This is a genomic window from Sorangium sp. So ce385 (genome assembly GCF_051474135.1).
Classification (GTDB): Bacteria; Myxococcota_A; Polyangia; order Polyangiales; family Polyangiaceae; genus Sorangium; species Sorangium cellulosum_D.
On record NZ_CP150337.1, the window covers coordinates 10,043,720 to 10,069,350 of the forward strand.

At 72.1% G+C, this 25,631-nt stretch carries 16 protein-coding genes; 12 read left to right on the forward strand and 4 right to left on the reverse strand.

Annotation, left to right across the window (positions count from 1 at the left end; genetic code table 11):
* The first annotated feature begins 1 nt into the window (after position 1).
* From WME83_RS36645 to WME83_RS36655, 3 genes are all read left to right on the forward strand, one after another.
* A complete protein-coding gene (locus WME83_RS36645) occupies positions 2-1,054 on the forward strand; it encodes a TOMM precursor leader peptide-binding protein (RefSeq protein WP_437314346.1) in 1,053 nt (350 codons plus the stop codon).
* Positions 1,055-1,129: 75 nt separating this feature from the next.
* Positions 1,130-2,734 carry a protein kinase domain-containing protein gene (locus WME83_RS36650; protein WP_437314347.1) on the forward strand — a complete coding sequence of 535 codons (1,605 nt, stop codon included), beginning with the start codon at positions 1,130-1,132 and terminating at the stop codon, positions 2,732-2,734.
* Complete coding sequence (locus WME83_RS36655; RefSeq protein WP_437314348.1) at positions 2,712-3,755, forward strand: hypothetical protein; 1,044 nt, start codon at positions 2,712-2,714, stop codon at positions 3,753-3,755. Before WME83_RS36650 ends, WME83_RS36655 begins: the two co-directional genes overlap by 23 nt.
* 79 nt (positions 3,756-3,834) lie before the next feature.
* On the opposite strand, the gene WME83_RS36660 is transcribed toward WME83_RS36655, so the two are convergent.
* A complete protein-coding gene (locus WME83_RS36660; RefSeq protein ID WP_437314349.1) occupies positions 3,835-5,301 on the reverse strand; it encodes an OmpA family protein in 1,467 nt (488 codons plus the stop codon).
* Between the two features lie 11 nt (positions 5,302-5,312).
* Positions 5,313-6,530 carry a hypothetical protein gene (locus WME83_RS36665; RefSeq protein ID WP_437314350.1) on the reverse strand — a complete coding sequence of 406 codons (1,218 nt, stop codon included), beginning with the start codon at positions 6,528-6,530 and terminating at the stop codon, positions 5,313-5,315.
* Positions 6,531-6,899: 369 nt separating this feature from the next.
* On the opposite strand from WME83_RS36665, the gene WME83_RS36670 reads away from it, so the two are divergent.
* The 3 genes from WME83_RS36670 (at position 6,900) to WME83_RS36680 (ending at position 11,784) form a co-directional block, all read left to right on the forward strand.
* On the forward strand, positions 6,900-9,401 hold the full coding sequence (locus tag WME83_RS36670) for a M1 family metallopeptidase (protein WP_437314351.1): 2,502 nt from the start codon (positions 6,900-6,902) through the stop codon (positions 9,399-9,401).
* Between the two features lie 98 nt (positions 9,402-9,499).
* A complete protein-coding gene (locus WME83_RS36675) occupies positions 9,500-10,114 on the forward strand; it encodes a hypothetical protein (protein WP_437314352.1) in 615 nt (204 codons plus the stop codon).
* A gap of 200 nt (positions 10,115-10,314) precedes the next feature.
* Positions 10,315-11,784: an IS4 family transposase gene (locus tag WME83_RS36680; RefSeq protein WP_437314353.1), complete on the forward strand. Its 1,470-nt coding sequence runs from the start codon at positions 10,315-10,317 to the stop codon at positions 11,782-11,784.
* Positions 11,785-11,954: 170 nt separating this feature from the next.
* Here the strand turns inward: WME83_RS36680 and WME83_RS36685 are convergent, their stop codons facing one another.
* Positions 11,955-12,626 carry a hypothetical protein gene (locus WME83_RS36685; protein WP_437314354.1) on the reverse strand — a complete coding sequence of 224 codons (672 nt, stop codon included), beginning with the start codon at positions 12,624-12,626 and terminating at the stop codon, positions 11,955-11,957.
* A 257-nt stretch (positions 12,627-12,883) separates the two neighbouring features.
* On the opposite strand from WME83_RS36685, the gene WME83_RS36690 reads away from it, so the two are divergent.
* The 5 genes from WME83_RS36690 to WME83_RS36710 all read left to right on the forward strand — a co-directional run bounded on the left by WME83_RS36690 (position 12,884) and on the right by WME83_RS36710 (position 21,402).
* Positions 12,884-16,999, forward strand: coding sequence for a chemotaxis protein CheB (locus WME83_RS36690; protein WP_437314355.1), 4,116 nt, complete (start codon positions 12,884-12,886; stop codon positions 16,997-16,999).
* A gap of 336 nt (positions 17,000-17,335) precedes the next feature.
* Positions 17,336-17,761, forward strand: a complete 426-nt coding sequence (locus WME83_RS36695; RefSeq protein ID WP_437314356.1) for a response regulator — start codon at positions 17,336-17,338, stop codon at positions 17,759-17,761.
* Positions 17,762-18,030: 269 nt separating this feature from the next.
* Positions 18,031-19,278, forward strand: coding sequence for a hypothetical protein (locus WME83_RS36700; RefSeq protein ID WP_437314357.1), 1,248 nt, complete (start codon positions 18,031-18,033; stop codon positions 19,276-19,278).
* A 129-nt stretch (positions 19,279-19,407) separates the two neighbouring features.
* Positions 19,408-20,550 carry a hypothetical protein gene (locus WME83_RS36705; protein WP_437314358.1) on the forward strand — a complete coding sequence of 381 codons (1,143 nt, stop codon included), beginning with the start codon at positions 19,408-19,410 and terminating at the stop codon, positions 20,548-20,550.
* A 456-nt stretch (positions 20,551-21,006) separates the two neighbouring features.
* On the forward strand, positions 21,007-21,402 hold the full coding sequence (locus WME83_RS36710) for a hypothetical protein (protein WP_437314359.1): 396 nt from the start codon (positions 21,007-21,009) through the stop codon (positions 21,400-21,402).
* Positions 21,403-21,478: 76 nt separating this feature from the next.
* Here the strand turns inward: WME83_RS36710 and gndA are convergent, their stop codons facing one another.
* Complete coding sequence (gene gndA, locus WME83_RS36715) at positions 21,479-23,011, reverse strand: NADP-dependent phosphogluconate dehydrogenase (protein ID WP_437314360.1); 1,533 nt, start codon at positions 23,009-23,011, stop codon at positions 21,479-21,481.
* A gap of 295 nt (positions 23,012-23,306) precedes the next feature.
* Here gndA and WME83_RS36720 point away from each other — a divergent pair, with 295 nt between their 5' ends.
* Positions 23,307-25,400 (forward strand): hypothetical protein, encoded by a 2,094-nt coding sequence (locus WME83_RS36720; RefSeq protein ID WP_437314361.1) that lies wholly within the window; start codon positions 23,307-23,309, stop codon positions 25,398-25,400.
* Positions 25,401-25,631: the final 231 nt, after the last annotated feature.

The following is a 25,631-nucleotide window of genomic DNA, read 5'->3' on the forward strand; positions in this document are numbered from 1 at the left end:
CATGCCCGGAATTCGACTCAGCCGCTCGGCCAGCATCACGCCCACGGACGCGGGGGTCATCCTCCGATCCGATCTCGGCACCTTCCAGCTCACCGGCGCGGACGTGAGCGCGTTCGTCGAGCGGGTGGCGCCGCTGCTCGACGGGTCGCGCGACCGGGAGGCGATCGTCGAGGCGCTCGCCGACTACTCGGGCCACAGCGTGCTCGCGCTCCTCGATCTGCTCGCGGCGCGCGGGCTGATCGAGCCCACCCCCGACGCGGCGGAGCCCCCGGAGCGCGAGCGCCTCCGCGGGCAGCTCGAGTTCCTCCGCAGGTGGTCCTCGGCCCCGGAGCAGGCGGCGCAGCGGCTCGCGGCCGCGCGCGTGCTCGTCGTGGGCCTCGAGCCGTGGGGCGCCGCCGCCGCCCTCGCGCTCGCGGCGGCCGGCATCTCCGCGCTCCGCCTGATCGACGAGGGCGACGTCGCGGTCGGCCCGCGCGACGCCGCGGTGGTCCGCGCGCGCGGCCAGGCGGCGCTCGGCGCGCGCGGACGGGCGGCGCGCGGCGCCCTGGCGGCGCTGATCCGCGAGCGCGCGCCGCGCTGCCGGGTGGACGAGAGCCCCGCCGCCGCGCTGCGCTCGGACGACCTGCTCGCGACGGAGGACCGCCCCGACCTCCTCGTCGCGGCCGTGCGCGGCGACGACGCGGAGCTCCTGGAGCGCGTCGCGCGGTTCGGCCACCGCGCGCGGATCGTCTCCCTCTTCTCGGACCTCGCGGGGACGACGGCCGTCCTCGGCCCCCTCGTGTTCCCGGGCGCGACGGCGTGCCGGGTCTGCGCGATGGCCGAGGCGCTGAACCCCCCGCCCGCCGCGGGCCCCCGGGGCGAGCCCGCGCTCCAGGCCGGCGCGATGGCGCAGCTGCTCGGCCAGCTCGTGGCCCTGGAGGCGCTCAAGGTGCTCTCGGGGTACACGCCGTCGAGGCTCGGGGGCCGGCTCCTGATCCAGGACCTCTCGACGTTCGAGACATCGCACCGCACGCTCGTGAGGCTGCCGTGGTGCAGGGGTTGCGGCGAGGCGTGACGCGGCGGCGGAGGTGCTCTAGCCTGCGGCCGTGAAGTCGGCTCGCCCCCAAGCCGCCGCTCCGGGCCTCCCGTCATGATCGGCCGCGTCCTCGACGAGCGCTACGCGATCGTCCGGCTGCTCGGCCAAGGCGGCATGGGCGCCGTCTACGAGGCGCGGCACACCGGCACCGGCCGCCGCGTCGCGGTGAAGGTCATCCTCGGCCAGGCCGCCGACGACGAGCTCCTCCGCCGCTTCCAGCGCGAGGCGCGCGCGGTCGGCGCGGTCGAGTCGGAGCACATCGCGCAGGTGTTCGACACCGGGCGCGACCGCGAGACCGGCTCGCCGTACATCGCGATGGAGTTCCTCGACGGCGAGGACGTGCAGTCCCTCATCGAGCGGCTCGGCCCGCTGCCGGTCGATCTCGCGCTCCGCGTCGCCGTTCAGGCGTGCCTCGGGCTCGAGCGCGCGCACGAGGCCGGCATCGTCCACCGCGACATCAAGCCGGCGAACCTGTTCCTCGCGCGCAAGCAGGGCGGCCAGCGCGTCGTCAAGCTCCTCGACTTCGGCGTCGCCAAGGTGACCGATCAGGGCCTCGGCAACGGCGCCATGACGAAGAGCGGCGCGCTCCTCGGCTCGCCCCTCTACATGTCGCCCGAGCAGGCGCGCGGCAGCGGCGCCATCGACGCGCGCTCGGACCTCTGGTCGCTCGGGATCAGCCTGTACCACGCCCTGTCCGGGCAGCGCCCCAACGAGCACCTGACCGGCCTCGGCGAGCTCGTCCTGGCCATCTGCACGACCCCCGTGCGCTGGATCCAGGAGGTCGCGCCGTGGGTTCCGCCGGAGGTCGCCCACGTGGTGCACCGGACGCTGGTCATCGATCCGGCCGGCCGCACCGCGAGCGCCGGCGAGCTGGCGGCGGCGCTGCGCGCGTTCCTGCCGCACGGCGAGGCGATCGTCGAGGCGATGCTCGTGCCGCTCGACGCCGTCACGCGCGCGTCGCGAGCGCCGAGCGCGCCGTTCAGGGCCGCCGCGCCGAGCGCGCCGTTCGGCGCCGCCGCGCCGTTCGGCGCCGCCTCGGGCCCGCCGCGCATGCCGAGCGCGCCGTTCGACGCCGCGTCGACCCCGCCCCGGCTGTCGAGCGCGCCGTTCGACGCCGCGCCGGGCGCGCCGCGGCCGTCGGGCGCGCCGGCCGGGCCGCACGCGCTGGCGGGCACGGCGCCCGCCACGAGCGTGGGGCTGTCGAACCGCAGCGACCGCCCGGCGTCGCGCGCGCCCGTGGCGCTGCTCGCCGGCGGCGTGCTGGCCGCCGCGATCGCGGGCGGGGCCGGCGTCTACCTCGCGGTGCACGGCAGCGGGTCGCCCCCGGCCGCGCCGTCGGCCGACCCGGAGCCCCCGCGCGCCGAGGCCGAGCCGCCGCCGCCGTCCGCGGGCGCCGAGGCCAGGCCGGCGCCGCGCGCCGAGGCCGAACCGCCGGGCAGCGGCGCGATAGCCCCCGGGGAGGCGCCGGCCGCGGCTTCCTCGACGGCCGAGGCGCCGCCCTCGCCGACGGTGACCGCGACGGCGACCGCGCCAGCGCGCACCGCCGCGTCGGCGAGCGCCGGCGCCGCCGCGCGCCCGCCCGCGCCGAGGCCGTCCGCCGTGAGGCCGCCGCCCCCCAGGCCCCCGAGGAACGACGATGACGAGACATCGAGGAAATAGGCGCGCCGCGTGGTGCGTCGCCGCGCTCCTGTCGCTCTCCGCGGGCCTGGCCCGCGCGGAGCCGTCGGCGGATCAGGCCGCCGCAGCCGAGGCGCTCTTCCGCGAGGGGCGTGAGCTCGTCGCGCAGGGCAAGCTCGCCGAGGCGTGCCCCAAGTTCGCGGCGAGCCAGCGGCTCGATCCGGGCTACGGCACCCAGTGGAACCTGGCGGACTGCCTCGAGCGGCTCGGCCGGACCGCGAGCGCCTGGGCGGCGTTCCGCGAGGCCGCGGACATGGCGAGCCGGGCTGGCCAGGCCGACCGCGAGGCGAAGGCGACGCGCCGCGCGGCCGATCTGGAGCAGCGGCTCGAGCGGCTCGCCGTCGCGGTGAGCGCGCCGGCCGACGGGCTCGTCGTGCGGCGCAACGGCGCGGTCCTCGACGCCGGCGCGTGGGGCGCGCCGCTGCCGGTCGACCCGGGCAAGCACCGCATCGAGGCGACCGCGCCCGGCAAGAAGCCGTTCTCGGTGGAGGCGCAGACCGCCGGCCCCGGCAAGGTCGTCACCGTGGCGATCCCGCCGCTCGAGGACGCCCCCGCGGCGGCCGGGGCGTCCGCGGCGGCGCCGCCGCAGCCGGGCGGGCCGCCGGCGCCAGCCGCGCCGCTCCGGCCGGCCGCGGGCGGCGACGATGGCGGCGCGAGCACCCGCCGCACGCTCGCCTTCGTGGCCGGCGGCGTCGGCGTCGCGGGCGTCGTGACCGGCTCGATCTTCGGGCTCATCGCCGGCGCGCGGTGGAACCGGGCCCAGGACGAGCACTGCCGGACCGAGACGCTCTGCGACGATCGGGGCGTGGCGCTGGTCGACGACGCCAAGAGCGCGGCGACGCTGTCCAACATCGGCTTCGTGGTCGGGGGGGTCGGGCTCGCGGCCGGCGTCGCGCTGTTCGTGACGTCGCTCGGCGACGCGCAGCCCGCGGCGGCGCGGATCGTGGTCACGCCCGCCGTCGGAGCGAACGGCGGCGGGCTCGGGCTCCACGGCCGGTTCTGACGAGCGTCGGCGGCGGCTTCGGCCTCGCGCGCCGCGGTGCGCGAGGCGCGCTCCACGAGGAGCGCGCCTCGCTCGTCGATCACTCCTCGATCACGAACTCCACGCGGCGGTTCTTCGCCAGGCTCGCCGGGTCGTCGCCCTCGGCCACCGGCCTGTCCGACCCGTAGCCCTCGGCCGTGAGCCGGCCCGGGCTGACGCCCTTCTGGATCAGGTACTTCCGGACCGTGTCGGCGCGCTGCTGGCTCAGCTCCTGGTTCAGCTCGCGCGTTCCGGTCTCGTCGGTGTGCCCCTCGACCCGCACGTGCTCGATCTCGGGGTTCGCCTTCAGGACGAGCGCCACCTGGTCGAGGGTCCTGTACGACTCCGGCTCGAGCTCGGCCGATCCCGTCCGGAAACGGATGGTATCCCGCATCACGAACTCGCCCTGCTCGTACGAGACGCGCGGATCGCCCTTGTCCGGGCAGCCGTCGTCGTCCTCGACGCCGTTGATCGTCTCCTTCTCGTCCGGGCACTCGTCGTCCGCGTTCGGCACGCCGTCCCGATCGTCGTCGGCGTCCTCCTCGGGGCAGCCGTCGCTGTCGTAGTCGGCGTCGCGGTCCTCGGGCACGTCGGGGCACTGGTCGCGCTCGTCGTCGACCCCGTCGTGGTCGCGGTCGTGCGAGGTCGGCGTGTACTTCACGCCGGCGAACACGCGGAAGAGCGGCACGCCGTAGCCGGCCAGCGCGCCGATGCCCGGGCCCGCGACGATCTCCCACTCCTCGCTCGGGTTGATCTTCACGTAGCCGAGCGCCTCGAGCGGCGTCTCCTCCTCCTTCAGGTCGTCCGCGGTGAAGCCGATGCCGCCGTTGGCCTCCGCGCCGATCTCGACCTTCCCGTCGATGCCGCCGAAGCGGTAGCCGAGCGCCGCCGCGTACGTCAGCTCGCTCCCCGCCTCGACGTTGCGGTACGTCGTCCCCTCGCGGATGGCGACGCCCGCGTTGACGCCGAACCTGAGGCCGGGCGCGAACCGGTGATCGAGGATGATGCGCGGCCAGAACACCACGTTGCGCGCGCCGCCCGCGAAGTCGCCGGTGTGCGTGGGCACGCGCAGCTCGGCCACGAGGCCGAGCCCGATGGAGTCGCGGTCGTCGAGGATGCGCAGCTTCGGCACGAGCCGGATGTCTCCGAGGCCCCCGAACGACGGCGAGCCCTCCCCCGACTGGAAGAGGAAGAACGGGATGTCGAGGCCGAGCGCGAACGGCTCGGCGATGGTGACCGAGGCCATGAGATCGGCGCCCAGCCGGCCGCTCACGATCTGGGTCCGCACGTCCCCGTCGCCGGTCGCGAAGATGAGCGGGTTGTGCGCGTAGTTCAGGAGCAGCCCGAACTCCCAGGGGTCCGCGGGCTCACGGACGCCGGAGCCCTCGGTGACGACGAACGCGTCGTGGGTAACGGCGGGCTTGAAGCGCTCGACGTCGATGTTGGTCTCCTGCGCCGACGCGCTCGTCGCGGCGGCGAGGATCGTGACGATGCTGCAGGCGGTGGCGGCGGTGGTCCGTGCGCGCATGGGTCTCCTCTTCATCGGCCAGCCCCCGGTCCGCGGCGGGGGCGTCTGCGCCAGGCGAGCGCGAGCCCGCCGGCGGCGAGCAGCGAGAGGGCGCCGCCGCCGAGGGGCGCGGGCCCCGCCGTGCAGGCGCAGGCGCCGCCCTGGACCCCAGCCTCCCCGCCCTCGACGCAGCGCCCGGTCGGCGCGCAGAGCAGGTCCCCGCCGCACTCGGACGAGCCCGGCGAGCACGGGCCGCACTGCCCGTTCACGCACACGAGATCGCCGCACTCGGCGTCCGACGTGCAGGTGCCGCTGGGCGTGGGGACGCACCGGTGATCCGGCGAGCAGTCCTCGTCCGCGTCGCAGTCCGCGTCGTCGACGCACGACACCGGAAGGATGCAGTCGCCGTCCACGCAGACGCCCCGGCCGGCGCACTCCGCGTCGTCCGTGCAGCCGGAGGGCGGCACGATCACGTCGGGCACGCGGTCGCCGTCCGCGTCGCCGGCCATGCACGGGGCGGAGATGCCGATGTCGAGATCGCCCGCCCCGATCCCCGGGGCGTCGTTCACCGACCGGAAGTACAGGTTCGCGTTGCACGTCGCGTCCACGCCCACGATGTCGAGCGCGATCGAGCCCTGCGCGTATCCCCGCGTCTCGTCGCCGAGCAGCAGCGGATCGACGTCGGTCCGTGCCTCGGTGGCCACCTGCATGTCGGTGACCGTGAGGGGCTCGTAGCTCCCCGAGGCCGCGAACGTCCAGACCCCCGCGCGCGTGCCGTCGCCCTTCACGCCGAGCACGACCTCGTAGCCGCCCGGCGACTCGTCCTCCGTGAACCGCGGGTCGATCTCGGGCGCCCGGGCCGTGCCGCCGGTCGCCCGGTTCTTGTCGGCGTCGATGAACACGAAGAGCGTCGCCTGGGCGCCGACCGCGGTCGTCCCCGACACGTAAGCGCGCACCCAGAGCCGCCCCGCGTCGGTGACCGCGTACGCCGCGCGGAAATCGATCGACTGCTCCGGGGCCTCGAACGTCCCCAGGCCGTCGCCCGCGACGTCCTCCTCGCCGTACGGCCAGCGCGGCTCCCCCGTCTTGTCGAGCGCGACGATCTCGTCGAGCACCGGCGTCGTCCGCCCGTCGGCCCATGTCTGAGCGGACGAGCTCTTCGGGACGAGCGCGACGGCGAGCGCCGCGCCCACAGCCAGCGGCGCGACAAGCGAGCGCCCCCTCCTGCACCCCTCTCTATGATGTGCCATGGCGGGCAGCATCCTCGCATAGGTCGCTGCAACCCTTGCAAATGAAAGGCGAAATGACCGGTGCGACGCGCCAGGAGTGCGCAGGGGTGCGCGCGCATCGGACAGCGCCTGCGCACGCGACGCGGCGCTCACCCGCGCTGGCGGCCCGCGCGCCGCGCTCGTGGTGCGCGCGACCGAACGCCCTGTTTTTTCAGCGCCGAGCGCCCCGACGCGGCGCTCGGGGCGCGTCGCCTTCGCTTGGCCGCGGGCCCGGGTTCTGTAACTGTCCCGCGGTCAGTTATGCGTCGCTGCGCCGGCTCGGGCTCGGAATGGCGGGCTCTAGCGTCGGGCCGGCGAGGGGAAGCTCCTCTTTCGATCGAGGGAGACCGGATGCACTGCACTGTCCAGAAACACCGCCCCGGAGCGTTCCGGGTGGCCTGCCTGCTGCTTGGATCGCTCGCCGCGGCGTGCTCGGGGGAAGGCCCGGCGCCGCTCGAGGGGAGCGCGTTCGACGTCGAGCGGTACGATCTCCGGGGCGAGTTCGACTGGGAGCGGGGCCGCCTCGTCGCGACGCTCGGCCTCACGCTGTCGATCACCGGCGACGGCCCGCGGGTCGTCGTGCTCGACAGCGCCGTCGCCGAGGTGAAGGAGGTCCGTCGCAAGGGCGGCGGCGCGCTCCCGCACGAGATCGATCCGGCGCGCGAGGCGCTCGCGGTCGATCTCTCGAGCGTGCCCGAGGCGGCGCGCGGCGAGCCGATCGCGCTCGAGATCGACTACGAGGCGCTCTCCGGCGACGCGCTCCGCGCGGTGCCGGCGCGCAAGGGCGATCCGGTCGCCGTGCGCGCGGTCTACACGATCTCGGAGCCGCTCGGGGCGTCGCGGTGGATGCCGTGCCACAACGCGCCCTCGGACCGGGCGGTGTTCTCGGTCGCGATGCGCGTCGACGGCGGCGAGTCGCTCATCGCGAACGGCGATCTCGTCGGCGACGAGGATCTCGGGGCCTCGGGCCGCCTCGTCCGCTACGAGACCGCCTACCCGCTGCCGCCCTACCTCATGGCGTTCGCGATCGGCGATTTCGAGATCGAGCGCGGCGCGAAGGGAGACCTCCCCATCGCGGTCTGGCACCGCCGCGGGCTGCCCGGCGATCACCGCAAGATGGTGGACGAGATCGCGCGCGCGATCGGCCGCTTCGAGGAGCTGCTCGTGCCGTACCCGTTCGAGAAGTACGCGCTCGTGCTCCTGCCGGACTTCTCGGCGGGCGGGGTCGAGCACGCGAGCATCAGCTTCCAGCGCGAGGAGCGGAGCACCGAGCCCGCGCTCGCCTCGGATCTCCTGCTCACGACGCACGAGCTCGCGCACCAGTGGTTCGGCGACCTCGTGACCGTGGAGACGTGGGACGACCTCTGGATCAAGGAGGGCATGGCGACGCTGCTCCAGCAGGAGGGCGTCCGCGCCTACACCGACGAGAGCGGCGCGGGCACGCTGAACGGCGACGAGCTCGGCCCCCGCGCGGGCGACGCCGTCCGCGACCCGTCGCTCGCGCCGGACGAGAAGTACACGAGCGGCCCCTACGACCGCGCGGCCTGGCTGCTCACCCAGATCCGCAGCCTCACCGGCGAGGACGCCTTCTGGTCGGCGCTCCGCGGCGTGCTCGCGGAGCGCCGCTTCGGGACGATCGGCACGGACGCGCTCCTCGACGCCTTCGCGCCGGCGCTCGGCCCGGAGGCGCTCGCCCGCGCGCGGCGCGCGGCCTCGGCCAAGGCGCTCCCGAGCCTCGCGGTCGAGCCCGCGCCGTCGGGCGGGGCGTTCGTCACGCTGCGCGACCCGGACGGCGCGCTCGTCGCCCCGCTGGAGCTCGCCTGGGTCTCCGTCGACGGCGCCACCCGCGTGCAGGCGCTCGCGCCCGGCGAGCGCGTCGAGGTCGCGCCCGCGCGCCCCTCCGAGCTCCTCGTCGTCGATCCGCTGGATCGCCACCCCGAGTGGGCCTTCCTCGGCACCGAGCGCGATCTCGAGGCCTACGCCGCGGCGCTCGCCCCGCGCCGCGTGCCGTCGGATCCCGAGGCGGTCTCGCGCTTCCTCGAGGTCGGCGGCGCGCACCAGCTCGCCGCGCTCCAGGGCGGCCTGCCCGCGGGGCTCGCGCCCGAGCAGCTCGAGATCTTCCTGGAGGACCTCGACGGCGAGGCGGCCCGCGCCGTGGCGCTCGCCGCGGCGTGCGACGCCGCGAGCGCGCCGGGCCTCGACGCCAAGGTCCGCGGCGCGTGGTCCAGCGTGCTCGCCGGCCTCTTCGCCGGCGCCCCGCACAGCTACGGGCTCGACTACGTCGACAGCTACGCGGCGTGCAGCGCCGTCGTCTCGCCCGAGGAGCTGTTCGCCGAGGACTGGGCCCTCTTGCGGGCCGGGCTCGCGTACGGCGGCGTCTCCGACGCGCGGCTCCAGTACCTGTCCAAGTTCAGGTTGTCCCCCGACGCGGCGCTCCGCACGTGGGGGCCGGTCGCGCTCGCGTCGAGCTCGGTGCGCGCGCGCGTCCTCGCGCTCCGGCACCTCGCGACGTACCTGGACGGGCTCGACCAGGCCGCCCTCCCCGCGTGGCGCGACCTCTTCGCCGGCGTGCTCGGCGCGACCGACGTCTCCGACGTCCTCGCCGCGGATCTCCGCGCCGTCGTGGCCTCTGCCGCGCCCACGGCGGCTGGCAACGAGGCGGCGCTCGCGGGCCTGACTCGGGTGCTTCGCGCGCCCGCGGCCCGCTCGGTCCACCCCGGCGCCGTCTGCGCGGCGTTCGTGTTGACGGGCGGTGACGAGCAGGCGTTCCGCCGCTTCGCCGCCGCCCTCGACGGCGCGGACTTGACCGATCGCGCCGCCGCCTTGCTGCGTTCTCCCTCCGACTGCCGCTGAGGCATCGCGCCCCGCGACGCGCCTCCTCCGGCCAGCCTCGCCTCGACGCGAGGCTGGCCGCCTGCGTCGAAAGCGGACGCTGCTATGCTCCTCTGCCCATGTCGGAGCTCATCCAACTTCTTCGCCAGAACGCCCCGGTCGCTCGCCTCGCGGAGTACCTTGATGGCCTGACGCACGACGAGCGCCTCCGCGCCCTCTCGACCACGACCCGCGCGGATCAGCGGTCGCTCTACGCCGCCGCGAGCCACTCCCCCCCGATCACGCTCGACTTCTTCGTCCCGGACGGCACCTCGCGCCGGGTCGCGGTTCATCACCAGGGCAGGAACAGTCTTCCTCTCCCGTCGCCGTTCCGTTTTTTCGAGAAGCGCTTTTCGCGCCCCGAGGACGGCAGCGCCCGGCTCTTTGGTTACAATGAGGGTCTCACGCGTTCCTGGATCGGTCCTGGCTTCTTCGTCGCGGTCCCGACCGCCGGCAATCTCGCCTGGCAGGAGCGCGGCGCGGTGGTGATCGATTACTTCCAGGTCCCGGACGGCCCCGTGCCCGACGGCTGGCCCCAGGTCGTTCCCAACAGCAAGGGCCTCCAGGTTTTCGTATACAACGGAACGCGCGACTTCATGCGCAGGGTCTCCAGGGACGTCTCGATCGGCGCCGCCTTCAAGGGAGAGAAGGCGCTCGATCATTACTTCACGCTCTGTCGCGCCCCGTCGATCTAGAGCGGTTTTCAGCTGGGACTGATACGCCGTCGTCCGCTTCTCGTCTCCGTCTCTCGTCTCTCGTCTCTCGTCTCTCGTCTCTCGTCTCTCGTCTCTCGTCTCCGTCTTCCGTGCGCGTGCGCGTGCGCGTCTGAAGATCCCGCACATCTTGATCCTTTTCGTCCGCGCCAAGCGTCCGAAAGGAGATGAGAAATTCGGGTTTGTCAGCGGCGGCACAGTCGATCGCCGATGAGTTCCAGGCGGTACAGCTGGGCGATGCTCGCCTTCACGAGCGTGTCCGCCGGATCGTGACGCGGCTCAGCGAGTCCCCTGGGGATAGTCTTCCCGACGCGATGAAGACGGACGCGGAGCTGGAGGGGCTCTACCGCCTCCTCGGCAACAAACGCGTCGCGTATGGTGCGCTCGTGAGAGCGCACGCGGAGCAGACCGTCGAACGCATGGCCGGGCATAGGACGGTCCGTGCGGTGCACGACACGACCGAGTTCGAGTTCGACGGCGAGGTCGAGCGCAAGGGGCTCGGCCCGCTGCGTGGCCGCAGCGAAGCGCGCGGCTTCTTTGCGCACGCGACGCTGGCGGTGGCCGAGGATGCGGTCAACCTGCCGCTCGGTCTGATCGGGCTGGAATGCTGGGCACGCACGAGCTCGCCGCGGTCCGGGCAGCGCAAGAAAAAGCTGAACGGCGGCGACTACGCGCGCATCGACGACAAGGAATCCACCCGCTGGGCGCGGCAAGTGGAGGAGGTCGAGCGAACGGTCGAGGGTCGCTGCTCGCTGGTGCACGTGATGGATCGCGAGGCGGATGCCTACCCGCTCTTGAGCGCGATGAGCCAACAAGGCCGGCGCTTCGTCGTACGCGTTGCGCGTGACCGGCTGGTGTGGGAGCTGGATGACCAGGACGAGCCGCTCGAGGACATCGGCCTGATGCCACTGAGCGAGGCGCTGGGCGAGCTGCCCATCAAGCTGGAGCGCGAGGTCGCGCTCTCCAAACGCCGCGCCAGCTCTGCGCCACGGCAGGGGCGCGCGCATCCCGACCGCCACGCTCGGCCGGCGACGTTGGGCATCAGCGCCACGCGCTTGGCGCTGCGGCGCCCGCCGTACCTGTCCGAGCAGATGCCCCACGAGCTCGGGGTAAACCTCGTGGTCGTGCGGGAGCTCGATGCGCCTGCCGGACAGGAGCCGGTAGCTTGGGTGCTGGCCACCAACGAGCCGATCCAGACCAAGGAGCAGATCGCAGCGGTGGTCGACCACTACCGCGCCCGATGGCTCATCGAGGAGTTTTTCAAGGCCCTGAAGACCGGCTGCTCCTTCGAAACGCGCCAGCTCGAGAGCTTTGAGAGTCTGACGAACGCGCTGGCCCTCTTCGTCCCGATCGCCTGGCAGATGTTGCAGCTGCGCGCGCTGTCGCGGCTCCGACCCAACGCTCCGGCCGACGAGGTGCTCAACCCAGCGCAAACGGCGCTGCTACGGCAGTTTCAGCCCAAGAAGATGCCCACCGAAGGCGCCACCGTGCGCGACGCGCTCTATGCCGTCGCTGGCCTTGGAGGTCACCTCAAGCAGAACGGTGCGCCCGGATGGCAGACGCTTGCGCGAGGCATGCAAACCTTGTTGACGTTGGAAGCCGGCTGGAATGCCGCGGCCGAGATTTCCCGCCAAACTATGGGGAAGATGTGATCAATCCTCAGGCGTGCGCGTGCGCGTGCGCGATTCCCCGGAGTCAACGCGCACGCGCACGCGCACGAAGGACGAGCAGGGAAGACGGAAGACGGAAGACGGGGGACGGGGGACGAGAGACGAAGGACGTCCGCATGAACCCGAGCGAAAACTGCTCTAGGTATCCGAAGCTAATTGGGCCGCGTCCCGCCCCCGCCCGAGAGCCGCGCGACCAGCCCCTTCCTCAGGAGCCCCACCTTGTTCCGCATCGCGGTCACCTGCTGCCGCATTCCGTCCGCCTGCTCCGCGAGGTCCACGATCCCCGCCGCCGTCGCCGCCTGAGCCAGCTCGCGCGCCTCGTCGGCGAGGCGTCCCATGCGCCCTTCGACCTCGTCCATGGCCGCCACCACCTCCGCGATCTGCTCGGGGCTCGTCGCGTCGCGCTGGCGCGCCGCCGCCTCCTGGACCAGCTGGTTGATGTTCCGCCCCTCCTCGCCGAGCGCCGCGAAGCGCTGGAACAGCTCCCCGAGCTGCTCCGCGCGCCGCTTGATCTCTTCCCCCCGCGCGGCCAGCGCCGTCGCCGTCGCCTCGTGGCGATCCCGCGCCGCGGCGATCGCCGCGATCAGCGACCCGAGCGCCACGCTCACGCGCTGCTGCGCCTCCGCGGCCTCCGTCGTCGACTTCGCCGCGCGCTCGATCCCCTTGCGTGTGTCCAGGGACAGCCGCCGCGCCGACTCCGCGAGCTCCTCGAAGCGGAAGAGCTCGCGCTCGAGCGCGCGCGCCGCCTCGGCGAGCTCGCCCCCGCCCTTGCCGTGATCGTCCTTCCCGCCCCCGCCGCGGCCGTTCTTCTCGCGCTTGTTCACGTTCTCCACTCTCGACCGCCCCTTGCGTCCGTCCGCGTGAGGCCGGCAGCATCCTGCACGATCCCCGGCCCGCGCGGCACCCCCTGCGCTCGCCCGGCGCGCGATCCCCGCGCAGGGGCGCTGCCGAGCGAGGCGCGTCGCGGGCGCGCGACCGCGCGCGGCCCCCTGCGCCGGCCCGGGCAGCGTGGTATCGGATGGCTCCCTACGCCTGCATCCGGTATCCTCGCGACCCCGCGCCCTCGCGATCTGTTGTTTCCATGAGAACGAAGAACAGCAGCCGCGCCCGGCGGCCATCCAGCAGGAACAAGAAGCCAGCGACTGCGCAGGTCGCACCCAAGCTGGAGGATCGTACGCCTGGCTTCATCGCCCAGAGCGCCGGGGCCCCGGCCGCCCACGAGCAGCTCGCCGTGGCTGGCCCAACCTACGTCGTGGGGATCGGCTCCTCCGCGGGGGGCCTCGAGGCGCTCCGGATCCTGATTGGCGGCCTGAAGGCCGCGGATCGGATGAGCCTGGTCATCGTGCAGCACCTCGCGCCGCAGCATCGGAGTCGGCTCGTCGAGATCATCAGCCACTCCACCACCCTGAGCGTCAAAGAGGTCTCCGAGGGCGAGGTCCTCCGCGCGAACACGGTCTACGTCACCCCGCCCAACGCAGACGTGGTGGTCGACGGCCACGTCCTCCTCCTGCGGCAGCCCGAGACCAAGGTCGGTCCGAAGCCGTCGGTCGACCTGTTCTTCAAGTCGATCGCCGAGCACTACGGCGAGAACGCCATCGGCGTCGTCCTCTCGGGGACCGGGTCGGACGGCGCGCAGGGCGTCCGCGCCATCAAGGCCGCCGGCGGGGTCACCATCTGCCAGACCCCCGAGTCGGCCAAGTACGACGGGATGCCGCGCGCCGCGAAGCAGACCGGCGCCGTCGACCTCGAGCTCGGCCTGGAGGAGATGGCCAATCAGCTCAGCAAGTTCAACGAGCTCGCCGGCCGCTCCGACCAGCCGGACGCCTCGCTCCGGCAGCTCAGCCTGAGCCAGCAGGACCCGTATCACAGCATCCTCACCTTCCTGGAGAAGGCGAGCCGGGTCAACTTCGCCCAGTACAAGCAGACCACCGTCCGCCGGCGGATCGAGCGGCGCGTCATCGCCACGCGCTGCGAGTCGATCGAGGCCTACGCCGACTACCTCCGCGTGCGCCCCGAGGAGGGCCGGCTCCTCTTCCAGGACATCCTGATCTCGGTGACGTCGTTCTTCCGCGACGAGGCCTCGTTCAAGGCCCTCGCGGCCTCCATCGCCGAGCGGATCGACAAGAAGCGCACCGGCGACAGCTTCCGCGCCTGGGTCGTCGGCTGCGCCACGGGCGAGGAGGCGTACTCGATCGCCATCCTCGTGTTCGAGGCGCTCGCGAAGGCGAACAAGCAGCTCCACGTCCAGATCTTCGCGACGGACATCGACGAGCAGGCGATGTCCGTCGCGCGCAAGGGGCTCTATCAGAAGGCCTCTGTCGCCGACATCCCCTCCAAGCTGCGGTCCAGGTACTTCGACGAGCAGGACCAGTGGTTCAGGATCAAGGACTACGTCCGCGACGCCATCGTCTTCGCGCGCCACGACGTCGCCCAGGATCCGCCGTTCCTCAAGCTGGATCTCGTCTCGTGCCGCAACGTCCTCATCTACTTCAACCCCCACCTGCAGGAGCACACGCTCAAGACGTTCCATTTCGCGATGGACGACCAGGGTGTCCTGTTCCTCGGCAAGTCCGAGTCGGCGACGACCGTGAGCGACCAGTTCGAGCTCACGGACAAGAACGCGAAGATCTTCGCCCGGTCCGGCAAGAAGGGCGACCTCCCGCGGTCGTACTCTCGGCAGGAGTTCAACCGCGAGAGCGCGCTCATCACGAAAGATCGGCAGTCCACCACGGCGATGGACCTCTTCACCGCCATGGTGAACGGCTTCGCGCCGGACTCGGTCCTGGTCGACGACGACCACCGGGTGCGGCACGTCTTCGGGAACGCCAACCGGTACCTGAACTTCCCGAAAGGCGAGCCCACCGTCACGATCCAGAAGCTGCTCCCGTCGGACGTGGCGAGCGAGCTCAGCGCGCTGCTCCACCGGGCCGAGCGGTCGGGCCACGCCGCGAAGGGGGACCACCGGCACAGATTCGTCATCGACCGCGAAGAGAAGAAGCTCCAGCTCACCGTCGTGCCGCTCCCGTCCGACGGCGGGACCGAGTTCATCGTCTGCTTCAGCCACGCGCACGACCCGCCCCGCCCCGCGAGGGCGCCCGCGAGCGGATCCCGCGTCGCGCCGGACGAGCAGATCCGGCGGCTCGAGCAGGAGCTCACGGCGGCGCGGGAGCACCTCCAGACCGTCATCGAGGAGCACGACACCGCGAGCGAGGAGCTCCAGGCCCTCAACGAGGAGCTCCAGTCGTCCAACGAGGAGCTCCAGTCCACCAACGAGGAGCTGGAGACCACGAACGAGGAGCTCCAGTCGGCGAACGAAGAGCTGACGACGCTGAACCAGGAGATCAACGTCAAGTCGTCCGAGCTCATGACGCTCAACCAGCGGCTCGTCGCGATCCAGAACGCGATCGCCTATCCCCTCCTCGTCGTCGACAAGAACCTCCGCCTCACCGACTACAACCCCGCGTCTCGCCACCTGTTCCGCATCTCGGAGGTGGACCGCGGCCAGCACATCCGCGCCGCGCTCGCGCACCTGAACGTCGAGCCCGTCCTCGATCTCGTCACCGAGAGCCTGCGCGAGCGGCGGCCCATGAGGCTCCAGCTCGAGGTCCTCGACCGGCACTTCGAGGCGCGCATCCAGCTCATCCCGGGGTCGAAGGGCGAGGTGGACGGGGCCGTCGTGAGCTTCGTCGACAACACCGAGCTCGTGCACGCGCTCACCCAGAGCAGGGTCAGCAAGGAGCGGCTCTCCGCCATCCTCGACAACACGCCGGCGCTCGTGACCATGAAGGACTCGATCGGCGCCTATGTCTACGTCAACCAGCGCTTCTGCGACGTCCTCGGGCGCTCCGAGAAGGACGTGCTGGGGAGGACGGACGAGGAGCTGTTCGGCCCGAAGGCCGGCAGCGCGCTGCGGGAGCGCGATTTCGAGGTGCTGAAGAGCCGGTCGCCCATGTGGCTGGAGGAGAGCCTGCATGTGGGCGGCAAGCTCCGCTACTGGCTCTCATCGAAGTTCCCCCTGCTCGACGACCGGCGCACCGCCCAGTCCGTCTGCACCATCGCGCTCGACATCACGGAGCGGGTGCTCCAGGAGCAGCACCTCAAGGTCTTCAAGAAGGTCGTCTCCGCGTCGAACGCCGGCCTCGCGATCCTCGAGTCGGACCAGGGGCTCTACCGGGTGACCTTCGCCTCGAACGAGTTCGCCGACAAGCTCGGCAAGGGCGAGCCCGAGCTCCACAGCCTCGCGCTCGACGAGCTGCTCGACCTCGTCCTCCGCGGCGCGGAGTCGCCGCGCATCGCCGATGTCTCGGACGCGGCCCGACAGAAGCCGCTCGCGTCGTTCACCATCAACCTGGCGGAGCGGGCGGGCGGCGAGCTCTGGATCGAGCTCAGGACGGCCACCGTCAGCTTCGGCGACGAGGAGCCGAGCTACCTCATCCTCCTCATCTTCGACGTCACGCAGCGGGTCCAGGCGCAGCGGCTCATCCTCTCCCAGCAGGAGGAGCTCTCGAGGTTCAGCAAGCTCGCGTCGCTCGGCGAGGTCGCGGCCGGGATCTCCCACGAGATCAACACGCCGCTCAACGTGATCACCACGAAGACCGATCTCCTGAAGCGGCTCGCGGAGCGGGGGCAGCTGGAGAAGGAGCGCCTCGCCCGCGTCGCGACCGAGATCGACGGCATGGTCGAGAACATCACCAACGTGATCTCCGGCCTCCGGTCCATCACCCGGATGGAGTCCGAGAAGCTCCGCCCTCACAACGTCCAGGAGCTCATCCGGGAAGCCGTCCGTGTCAGCGGCTTCCGGCTCCAGCAGGCGAGCGTCCAGCTGAGCTTCGATCTGCCGCGGGAGGAGCTCGTCATCGACTGCTACCCCGTCCAGATCATTCAGATCCTCATCAACCTGATCAACAACGCCGTCGAGGCCATCTCGGCGCTCCGGGAGCGATGGATCCGGATCGAGGCGCGCCCGTCGGACGGCAGGGTTTACGTGCGCGTGATCGACAGCGGCAAGGGGATCGATCCTGCGCTCGCGGAGAAGATCATGACCCCGTTCTTCACGACGAAGAAGGAGGAGCACGGCACCGGCCTCGGCCTCAGCCTCTCGCGGAACATCGCGCATCACCACAGAGGCGACCTGCGGCTCGTGACGGAGCACAAGAATACGTGCTTCGAGCTGGAGCTGCCCCAGAGGCAAGGCTGAGGCCGCCCCCGGGTCAGACGCAGGCCAGACGCAGACCTGACGCGCGCTTGGGGTCGCCGCGGGCTCGCGCCGGCTGCCGGACGCCGCGCTGGCCTCGTCCCCTCGACCGAGTCGGCTTGAACCCGCGGCGATCTCGCCTGGACTACATGTTCTCATGTAAGGCGACGCCTTACGCTCGACCTCGCCAGAGCGCCGAAACGCGCCGGAGCCGGCCAGCGCTTCGAGCGGGACACGACGCGGGATTTTGGAATCCTCGACGGCTGCCGCACGAGCTGCTAATCCGTCGTGAATGCCCGGCGTGAAGGTCGACACGCAGGTCCGATGGGCGGTGGGAGCATGCTCCTGAACATCATCATCGTCGAGGACAGCGAGGAGCTGTGTGAAGGATGGCAGGACATCCTCTCGCTCGACGGCCATCGCGTGCACTGCTTCCTCAACGGCAGGAATGCCCTCGAGAACCGGGCGCTCATCATGCAGGCCGACGTCCTGGTCACGGATTACTACTTGCCCGACATCAATGGATTGACGCTGGTCTCCATGGTGCGGAAGATCCGCGCGGACCTCCCGATCATCCTGCTCACCGGCACGCGCGACCCGGCCATCCGAGAGAGCCTCCGCCAGGTGGAGAACTCGATGTTCCTGAGCAAGCCGATCAGGATAGAGCAGCTGGAGCGCAGCATCCGCGAGCTCATCGCCGCCTCGTCGAAGCCCCCGGCCGCCGACGCCGACAAGGTGGACCAGACGCCCTCCTCGCCGTACTGAGCCGCGCGCTCCGCTGCGGGCGGCCTCGCGAGCGGGCGGCCTCGCGAGCGGGCGGCCTCGCGAGCGGGCGGCCTCGCGAGCGGGCGGCCTCGCGAGCGGGCGGCGCTCGCGAGCGGGCGGCGCTCGCGAGGGTGAGCGCGTGGAGGGCCCTCTGCCCCGCCTGTCGCACCTTCCGGAAGGGCGCCGCCGTTTCGCGTGCGGCGGTTGCTCGGACCGGTGTACTGTATCAAAACGGCGGACCGTACGTCGGACGGACCTCGGAGGAACCGATGCGAAGCGCGTTGCTCGTCCTCGTCGGAGTTCATGCCCTGCTGGGCTGCGGGGCAGCGTCGCAGGGAGAGCCAGCAACCGACGCTGATCCCGCGCACCTCCGGAGCGCTGCCCCGATCGCGGTCCCGGAGGGCTCGATCCGAGAGGCGCGCGCCGCCCTGCCCCCGCCCGACCAGGCCCCGCGGCCGTCGCCCGCGGAAGCCTCCCCGCCTTCACCCGAGACATCCCCGCTGCCTTCGTCCGTGGAGGCGGCCTTCCTGCCGTCGCCCGAGGAGGCGCTCCTGCGCGCCCCCGTGGAGAAGGAGCGCGCTGCGCTGCGCTCGCCCGGGAGTCGGCTCGCCCGGGACGCCGCGCCCGAGGCCGCGAAGGAGCGCGCCCCCGTCCCCCCGCCCTCGAAGGAGCGCGCCGCGGACAAGGCTCGCGCCCCTGCGGCCTCGTCCTCGAAGGGGCGCGCCGCGCGCTCGATCGAGGCCGATTGCAAGGCGCTCGGGCCCGAGGTGCAGAAGGCCTCACGGATGATCGAGGTGCTCCGGGAGTCCGACCTGAGCACGCCCCCCGAGGTGCTGCTGCGGATCGCGGATCGGCTCGACCTGTGGGCCGGCGCGGCCGCGGTCCGCGCCGCCGATCCGGAGCTCGCCCGCGAGGCCAGGAACCTCCAGGAGAGCTTCGCCCGGACGAGCACCGCCGTCCGCAAGCTGCGATCGTCGCTCATCCTCAACGGGCGCACCCCGAAGAAGGCGGGCGCCGCGCGCGCCGGGCTGGAGCGGGAGCTCGACAAGGACGCGAAGGTCGTGCGGAGCATCGTCGGCCGCTGCAAGAGCAACCCCTATGAGCCGATCAAGGGCAAAGCCCACATCCCGCCGCACGTCGTGCGGCGCGTCGTCCAGGAGAACTTCGGCGCCATGCGCGCCTGCTACGAAAAGGGCGTTCGCGCGAATCCCAAGCTCGAAGGGCGGATACCCGTGCACCTCGTCGTCGACGGCCAGGGCAAGGTGACGTACGCGGGTGACGCCGACCACCCGCCCGCCGACGCGCCCCTCCTCATCGCGCTCCCCTCGCCCGGCGCGGCGGCGCCGTCGTCGTCCGCTCCGCCGCTCCGCGACCCCAAGGTCATCGGCTGCGTGCTCGACGTCTTCCGCGGCCTCCGATTCCCCTCCCCCGCCGATCGCAAGAGCGTCGCCACGGTGGTCTATCCGGTCGTCTTCGGTGTGGACGATAACCGCTCTTCGGCCACGTCCTCCAGGTGACGCAGAGCGCAATCGCGGCGGCGGCGCGCTGGACATCTGCCGTCCGAGCGGGGCCGGCGCCAAGCACGCTCGCGGCCTGAGTTGCAAAGTTATTTCCTTCTCAGGAGCCAGAGGGTAAGCATTTCCCTGATGAAGCTCTCGCTCACCGAGCTCCAGGACATTCGCCGCACCCTCGCGGCCCGCATCGTCTTCGGCCTCTCCACGCCCGGCACCGAGATCGCCGCGCTCCCCGCCTACCTCGCGCCGCCGCCGGAGGGGATGACCGGCCGCGCCGTGGTGGTCGACGCCGGCGGCACGAACCTGCGCGCCGCCATCGTGGAGCTCCAGCCGGGCGGCGTGTCGCGCATCGTCGCCGGGCCCGCGCCGGCGAAGTTCCCGGGCGGGCCCGAGGTCGCGGGCGACGCCTTCTTCGATGTGCAGGCGGAGCTGGTCGAGCGCCTCGGCGCCGTGCAGGGCCTGCCGGTGGGGTACTGCTTCTCGTATCCTTCGGAGACCCTGCCGTCGCTCGACGCGCGGCTGCTCCGCTGGACCAAGGGCGTCCAGATCACGGGGGTCGAGGGCACGAACGTGGGCGAGCGGCTCGGCCGGGCGCTCGCCGCGCGGAAGCTCCGGCCCGGCCCGGTCCGGGTGCTGAACGACACGGTGGCGAGCCTGCTCGGGGGCGCCTTCACGCACGGCGGGGCCTCGCCCGCGGCGTTCATCGGCCTCATCGTGGGGACGGGGACCAACATGGCCACGTTCCTCCCCGCCGGTCGGATCCCGAAGCTCAAGACCGGGCACTTCGTCGCGCCGATGGCGGTCAACCTCGAGAACGGCAACTTCAACCCTCCGCACCTCCAGCCCTTCGACGCGGAGGTCGACGCGAGCTCGGAGAACCCGGGGGCGCAGCGCTTCGAGAAGGCGGTGTCCGGGGCCTACCTGCCGCGGCTCTTCGCGCGGCTGTGCCCGGAGCACGCTCCCCTGACCAGCTCGGCCGACCTGGTGCGGCTCCGCGACGAGGGCACGGGGGACGCGCGGCGGGTCGCCGGCGACCTGCTGCAGCGCTCGGCCGACCTCGTGGCGGCGGCGCTCGCGGCGGTCGCCGACGTGCTCGAGAGCCCCCCGGGGGTGGGCATCCTGGCGGAGGGCAGCCTCTTCTGGGGCGATCCGCGCTACGCGCCGCGGGTGCAGGAGACGCTGCGCGGCCTCGTCGGCGCGCGTGTCGAGCCGCGGATCGCCCGGCTCGAGCACGTCAACCTGATCGGGTCGGCCTGCGCCGCGCTGTTCGCCTGATCGGCCGCGCGCGTCGCCCCCGCTCGCCGTGTCCCAGCCGGCGAAGAGCGCGCCGGGGCTGGCCGTGCCAGGGCTGAGCGGGCGGCCGCGAGCAGCCGCCATTCTCCAATGTTTCCAGGAAGTTTCCGAAAGGGATCGCGATGGCGACCGGCGCGGCAGCGCGACGTTGCCACCGGCGGCCTGAAGCGGCAGAATCGCACATTTCTGGCCGTATTCGCCGTTTCGGACCACCATGGCGCAGCGTTGACCCCGAGGAAGGAGCTCGGCCGGTGATGTGTGGAACAGCAGCATGCTTCGGCGTTGCCGGGCCGGATGGGCGGGCGGGGCGCGTCCGGTCGTCGCGGGCGGGCCCCGGTAGCCGGAATGGCTATTGTCATTAGAGAGATGCTCCCGTCGAACCGCAGACTTGCGTTCCGAAGGCAGCCGCACCTGCTCGATGACAGCGGGAGCGTCGGCGTGTGGATCACGCAGCCGGCGGGCATGGTGGTGCAGCTCCTGCGCGAGACGGCGGCGACGGGCGAGATGGCGCGGTTCATCTCGGTCGACGCGTACCAGAAGCTCGTGGGCGTGATGCGCCCGGGGGAGCGGGCGTACTTCATCTACGACATGGCGCTCATGGTGCGCCACGAGACCGAGGCGCGCGTGGTCCTGACGCAGTGGGGGCTCAGCGTGCGCGACCGGATCGAGCACATCGTGGTCCGTCCGCCGCCCGAGATGAACAAGCTGGGGCGCATGGGGATCCAGACGATCGCGGCGGCGATGAGCCTGGCGGGGGTGCAGCTCGACATCATGGACGACTTCGAGCCGTTCCTGCGCGAGCGGAACCTGCGGCCGCGGATCAGCCTCACCTGAGGCGAGGCCTCGCCGGGGCGGCGGCCTGGCAGGCCTTGCTCAGGCCTGGGCTGTCAGGAGGGGGTCGCGGGGGCGGTCAGTGGCCGCCGCCGGTCCCCTTGATCTCGAGCTGAGGGCGGGAGGGGTGGGGCCAGTCGAGGTGGAAGAACTTGCCGCGCGGCTGATCCGTGCGCTCGTAGGTGTGGGCGCCGAAGTAGTCGCGCTGCGCCTGCAGGAGGTTCGCGGGCAGGTGGGGCGCGCGGTAACCGTCGTAATACGACAGGGCCGACATGAACGCCGGCGCCCAGACGCCGTTCTGCGCGGCGATCGAGACCACCTTGCGCCAGTTGGCCTGACCCAGCTTGATCTGATCGTTGAAGTACGGGTCGAGCAGGAGGTTCGTCAGGCCAGGATTGCGCGTGTACGCCTCCGTGATCTTCTGGAGGAACCGCGCGCGGATGATGCATCCGCCGCGCCAGATGCTCGCGATCGTGCCGAAATCGAGCTTCCACTTGTACTCCGCCTGGGCGGCGGCCATGAGCTGGAAACCCTGAGCGTAGGCGCAGATCTTCGAGCAATACAGGGCGTCGCGGATCGCCGTGATCGTGCCCTGACGATCCTCGACCCGGGTCGGCGTCGGCCCCGCGAGCTGCTTCGAGGCCTCGACGCGCTCGTCCTTGAGCGCCGAGAGGCAACGGGCAAACACCGCCTCGGCGATGGCGTTCGCGGGGATGCCCATGTCGAGCGCATTGCTGCTCGTCCACTTGCCGGTGCCCTTCTGCCCCGCGGTGTCGAGGACGAAATCGACGAACGGCTTGTCCTTCTGGACAGGGTCCTTCTGCTGGAGGATGTCCGCGGTGATCTGGATGAGGTACGAGTCGAGATCGCCGCTGTTCCACTCGGCGAACACCCGCGACATCTCGTCCTTCGACAGCCCGAGCAGCCCGTCGAGGAGCGTGTACGCCTCGCAGATGAGCTGCATGTCGATGTACTCGATGCCGTTGTGGACCATCTTCACGTAATGGCCCGCGCCGTTCGGCCCGATGTACGCCGTGCAGGGGACGCCGCCCTCCACCGGCTTGCCAGGGGCCGCGCCCTCGAGCGGCTTGCCGGTCGCAGGATCGACCTTGGCGGCGATCGCGCGCCAGATCGGCTCCAGGTGCTTCCAGGACTCGGGATCGCCGCCCGGCATCAGCGAGGGGCCGAAGCGCGCCCCCACCTCGCCGCCCGACACGCCCGAGCCGAAGAACTTGCACTGCTGCGCGTACTCATGCTCCCGACGGATGGTGTCCGTCCAGAGCGAGTTGCCCAGATCGACGACGATGTCGTCCGGCTCGACGCCCGCCTCGATGAGCTGCTTGACTACCATGTCCACCGGCGGACCGGCCTTGACCAGGATCACCGCCTTGCGCGGCTTCTTCAGGGCGCGGACGAAGTCCTTCAGCGTCTCGCAGTAGACAAGGCCGCCGGGGGTGCTCGGGTTCCTCGCGACGAAGTCCTTCGCGACCTGCACCGTGCGGTTGTACACGGCCACCTTGAACCCGTGGTCGGCCATGTTGAGCGCGACGTTCTCGCCCATGACGGCCAGCCCGATCATGCCGATGTCGCAGCTGGATGTGGCATCATTCATCCCGGTTCTTCTCCTTCACGCGTTGCTCATGCTCCGTCAGCGACCGCTGTGTTGCGCTGTCTTGCGCGGATGCGACGGCTCAGCAAGGCCTCGGCCCGCGCGCCGTCAATCTCGTTGGGTCGGCTGGCAGCCACGGCCGCGCATTCTGAGCAGGCCGGCGGCGCGGCGTCCAGTGCGCTCGTGAACGGACGCCGCGCCTGCACGCCAGCCACGCCGGCGCCGCGCGGAGGCGCGCCTCGCCCCCGCGCGACGCCGGCGTGGAGGCGCGCTCGCGCGCCGTGGTAGGCTCGCGCCGGTGCGACCGGGCCCGGCGCTCGTAGGCCTCTTCCTCGCCGCAGCCGCGGCCCCGGCGTGCGTCCCCGCCACGTACAACGTCCGCGCGGCGCGCGCCTTCGCCAACGAGGACGCCCGCCGCGCGATCATCGACGACCGCGCGGCCGATCTGGAGCGCGCGGTCTGGCTCGCGGACGAGGTCCTCGCGAACACCGCCTACTCCCCGGGCGACGCGTGGGTCGCGGCGCTCCGGCTCGACGACGACGAGGGCGAGCGGCTCCGCGAGCGCTTCGAGGAAGCCGCGCCGTACGACGGGGAGCACGAGGTCCCGCTCGCCAAGCTCTACCGCGTGAAGCTCGACGAGGCGCTCGCCCGCGCGGCGGCGCCGCGGCCGGCGCCGCCCGCGTTCGCGCGGCTCTTCGACGCGCTGGCGGCGCTCGCGGCGCCTGTCCCCGCGGCGCCCCCGCCCACGGCGCCGCCGAGAGCGCCCGCGGCGCCCCCGCCCGCCTCCAGCGCCGCGGGCCGCCTCCCGGCCGCGTGGCAGGCGCTGGCGGGGCACGCGCGGGCGCTCGCCGCCGAGGAGCGGAGCGTCGCGCGGCTCTCGGCCGGAAGGCCCCTCGGCGCGCCGGACACGCCCGAGCTCGCCGCCGCGAAGGGGAAGGTCGCCGGGCGGCGGCGAGCGCTCGCCGCCGCGCAACGGGACATCGCGGGCGCGGCCGCCGAGCTCCGCGCGGCGAGCGCGGGGCAGGAGCCCGCCGCGACCATCGCGCGCGACGCCCTCCGCGTCACGTCGTTCCTCCTGCGGATGCACACCGAGGCGCTCGCCGTGGCGCCGTACGTGGTGAAGCAGGCCCGGCGCGTCGCGCGCGGCGAGCCGGGCTACGGGGCCACGGCAGCGCGCGCGGAGGCGCTCTCCAGGGTCCTCGAGGAGCAGCGCGAGGCGCTCTCCGCCTGCGCCGAGGCGCTCGCCGTGCCGGCGCGGACGCCGCTCGAGGACACGGCGGGGTTCGAGATGCAGGAGAGCCTGCTCGAGCAGGGTCGGGCGATCAGCCTCGACGCCGTCCACCTCCAGCTGAAGAGCGACGTCGAGCTCCTCTTCTTCCACCAGCTCGCGAGCCCGAACTCCTCGGGCGGCATCAACGATTACCGGGGCAGGACGCGGCGGCTCGCCTACGACGTCGATCCCGTGTTCATGGTCGGCGGCCGCGCGCTGCTCACGTACGACTTCGAGCACGTGCGCAACGCCGCGCGCCTCAACGCCGGGTTCAAGACGGACCGGCTGTTCTCGTCGGGGGGCGACATCGCGTACGATAACTCGCTCGGGAAGCTGATCGGCCTGAACGGCTTCGCGAGCGACGTGTTCGACATCGGCGCCGACCTCGTCGGCATCAGCACGAGCCTCAAGATCGCGCGGTTCACCTCGGGCAACGTCACCGAGCTCGCCGTCGATCCGGTGACCGGGCGCGACGCCGGCGCCGTGGCGAGCGCGCCGTTCCAGCTCCTCGTCCGCCAGATCGACGTCGGCTTCGACGTGACGAAGCTCTTCCCGGAGGCCGCGGACGATGTCTACCTGGAGGAGCTGCTCGTCGGCTTCCGGTACATGGATTACAAGCTCCCGCGCATCTTCTATGCGCTCCGCGAGCGGGAGCCGGGCACCGGCAATGTTTACGTCTTCGAGCGGCAGAGCCCTGCCCAGAGCGTGACATCGCGCTTCTACCAGGGCGGCTTCAGCCTGCGGATGGGCAACGGCGAGTGGCCGCGGCTCGCGCCGTTCGGCGACCTCGGCCTCTACGGAGGCGCCGGACCGGTGCGCTACGCCTTCTCGGCGGATCCCGCGGTCCCGGGCGGCCCGCGCGAGGTCGACGAGGCGACGATGATCGCGCTCTCCGGCAACCTGTCCGTGGGGCTCCGGCTCCGGCTGACGTCGTACCTCAGCCGGCTCCGCCTGCTGACCGAGCTGTCCTACAACGTCGAGGCGGTCGGCCAGGGCATCGTGTCCAGCATCCACGCGACGAGGCGTGGAGACGAGACGACCTACACGGTCGGCCGCAAGATCGACATCGGCGGCTTCGACCTGTTCCACGGGCCCCGCCTGCTCGCGGTGCTCGTGCTCTGAGGAAACGTCGCTTCAGAGTTCGAATTCTTCCACGACATCGTAAACTGAGCTGGAAGGCATGGATCTCGGCCATGCCGAGATCGAGCTGGTCGAGCGGCGCAACACGGCGAGACACGACGAAACACCGCGAACGTACCCGCATGGATCGCGCCAGCGCGTCCTACACGGGGCGAGCGCTGTAGGCGAACCTGCGACGGCAAGTTCCTGGATGCAGCCGTCGGACCCCATGGT

What these genes read in the sequence shown, in the direction of transcription:
- WME83_RS36645 (WP_437314346.1), top strand. Translation starts at nt 2, where the DNA reads ATGCCCGGAATTCGACTCAGCCGCTCGGCCAGCATCACGCCCACGGAC.
- WME83_RS36650 (WP_437314347.1), top strand. Translation starts at nt 1,130, where the DNA reads ATGATCGGCCGCGTCCTCGACGAGCGCTACGCGATCGTCCGGCTGCTC.
- WME83_RS36655 (WP_437314348.1), top strand. Translation starts at nt 2,712, where the DNA reads ATGACGAGACATCGAGGAAATAGGCGCGCCGCGTGGTGCGTCGCCGCG.
- WME83_RS36660 (WP_437314349.1), bottom strand. Translation starts at nt 5,301, where the DNA reads ATGCGCGCACGGACCACCGCCGCCACCGCCTGCAGCATCGTCACGATC.
- WME83_RS36665 (WP_437314350.1), bottom strand. Translation starts at nt 6,530, where the DNA reads ATGGCACATCATAGAGAGGGGTGCAGGAGGGGGCGCTCGCTTGTCGCG.
- WME83_RS36670 (WP_437314351.1), top strand. Translation starts at nt 6,900, where the DNA reads ATGCACTGCACTGTCCAGAAACACCGCCCCGGAGCGTTCCGGGTGGCC.
- WME83_RS36675 (WP_437314352.1), top strand. Translation starts at nt 9,500, where the DNA reads ATGTCGGAGCTCATCCAACTTCTTCGCCAGAACGCCCCGGTCGCTCGC.
- WME83_RS36690 (WP_437314355.1), top strand. Translation starts at nt 12,884, where the DNA reads ATGAGAACGAAGAACAGCAGCCGCGCCCGGCGGCCATCCAGCAGGAAC.
- WME83_RS36695 (WP_437314356.1), top strand. Translation starts at nt 17,336, where the DNA reads ATGCTCCTGAACATCATCATCGTCGAGGACAGCGAGGAGCTGTGTGAA.
- WME83_RS36700 (WP_437314357.1), top strand. Translation starts at nt 18,031, where the DNA reads ATGCGAAGCGCGTTGCTCGTCCTCGTCGGAGTTCATGCCCTGCTGGGC.
- WME83_RS36705 (WP_437314358.1), top strand. Translation starts at nt 19,408, where the DNA reads ATGAAGCTCTCGCTCACCGAGCTCCAGGACATTCGCCGCACCCTCGCG.
- gndA (WP_437314360.1), bottom strand. Translation starts at nt 23,011, where the DNA reads ATGAATGATGCCACATCCAGCTGCGACATCGGCATGATCGGGCTGGCC.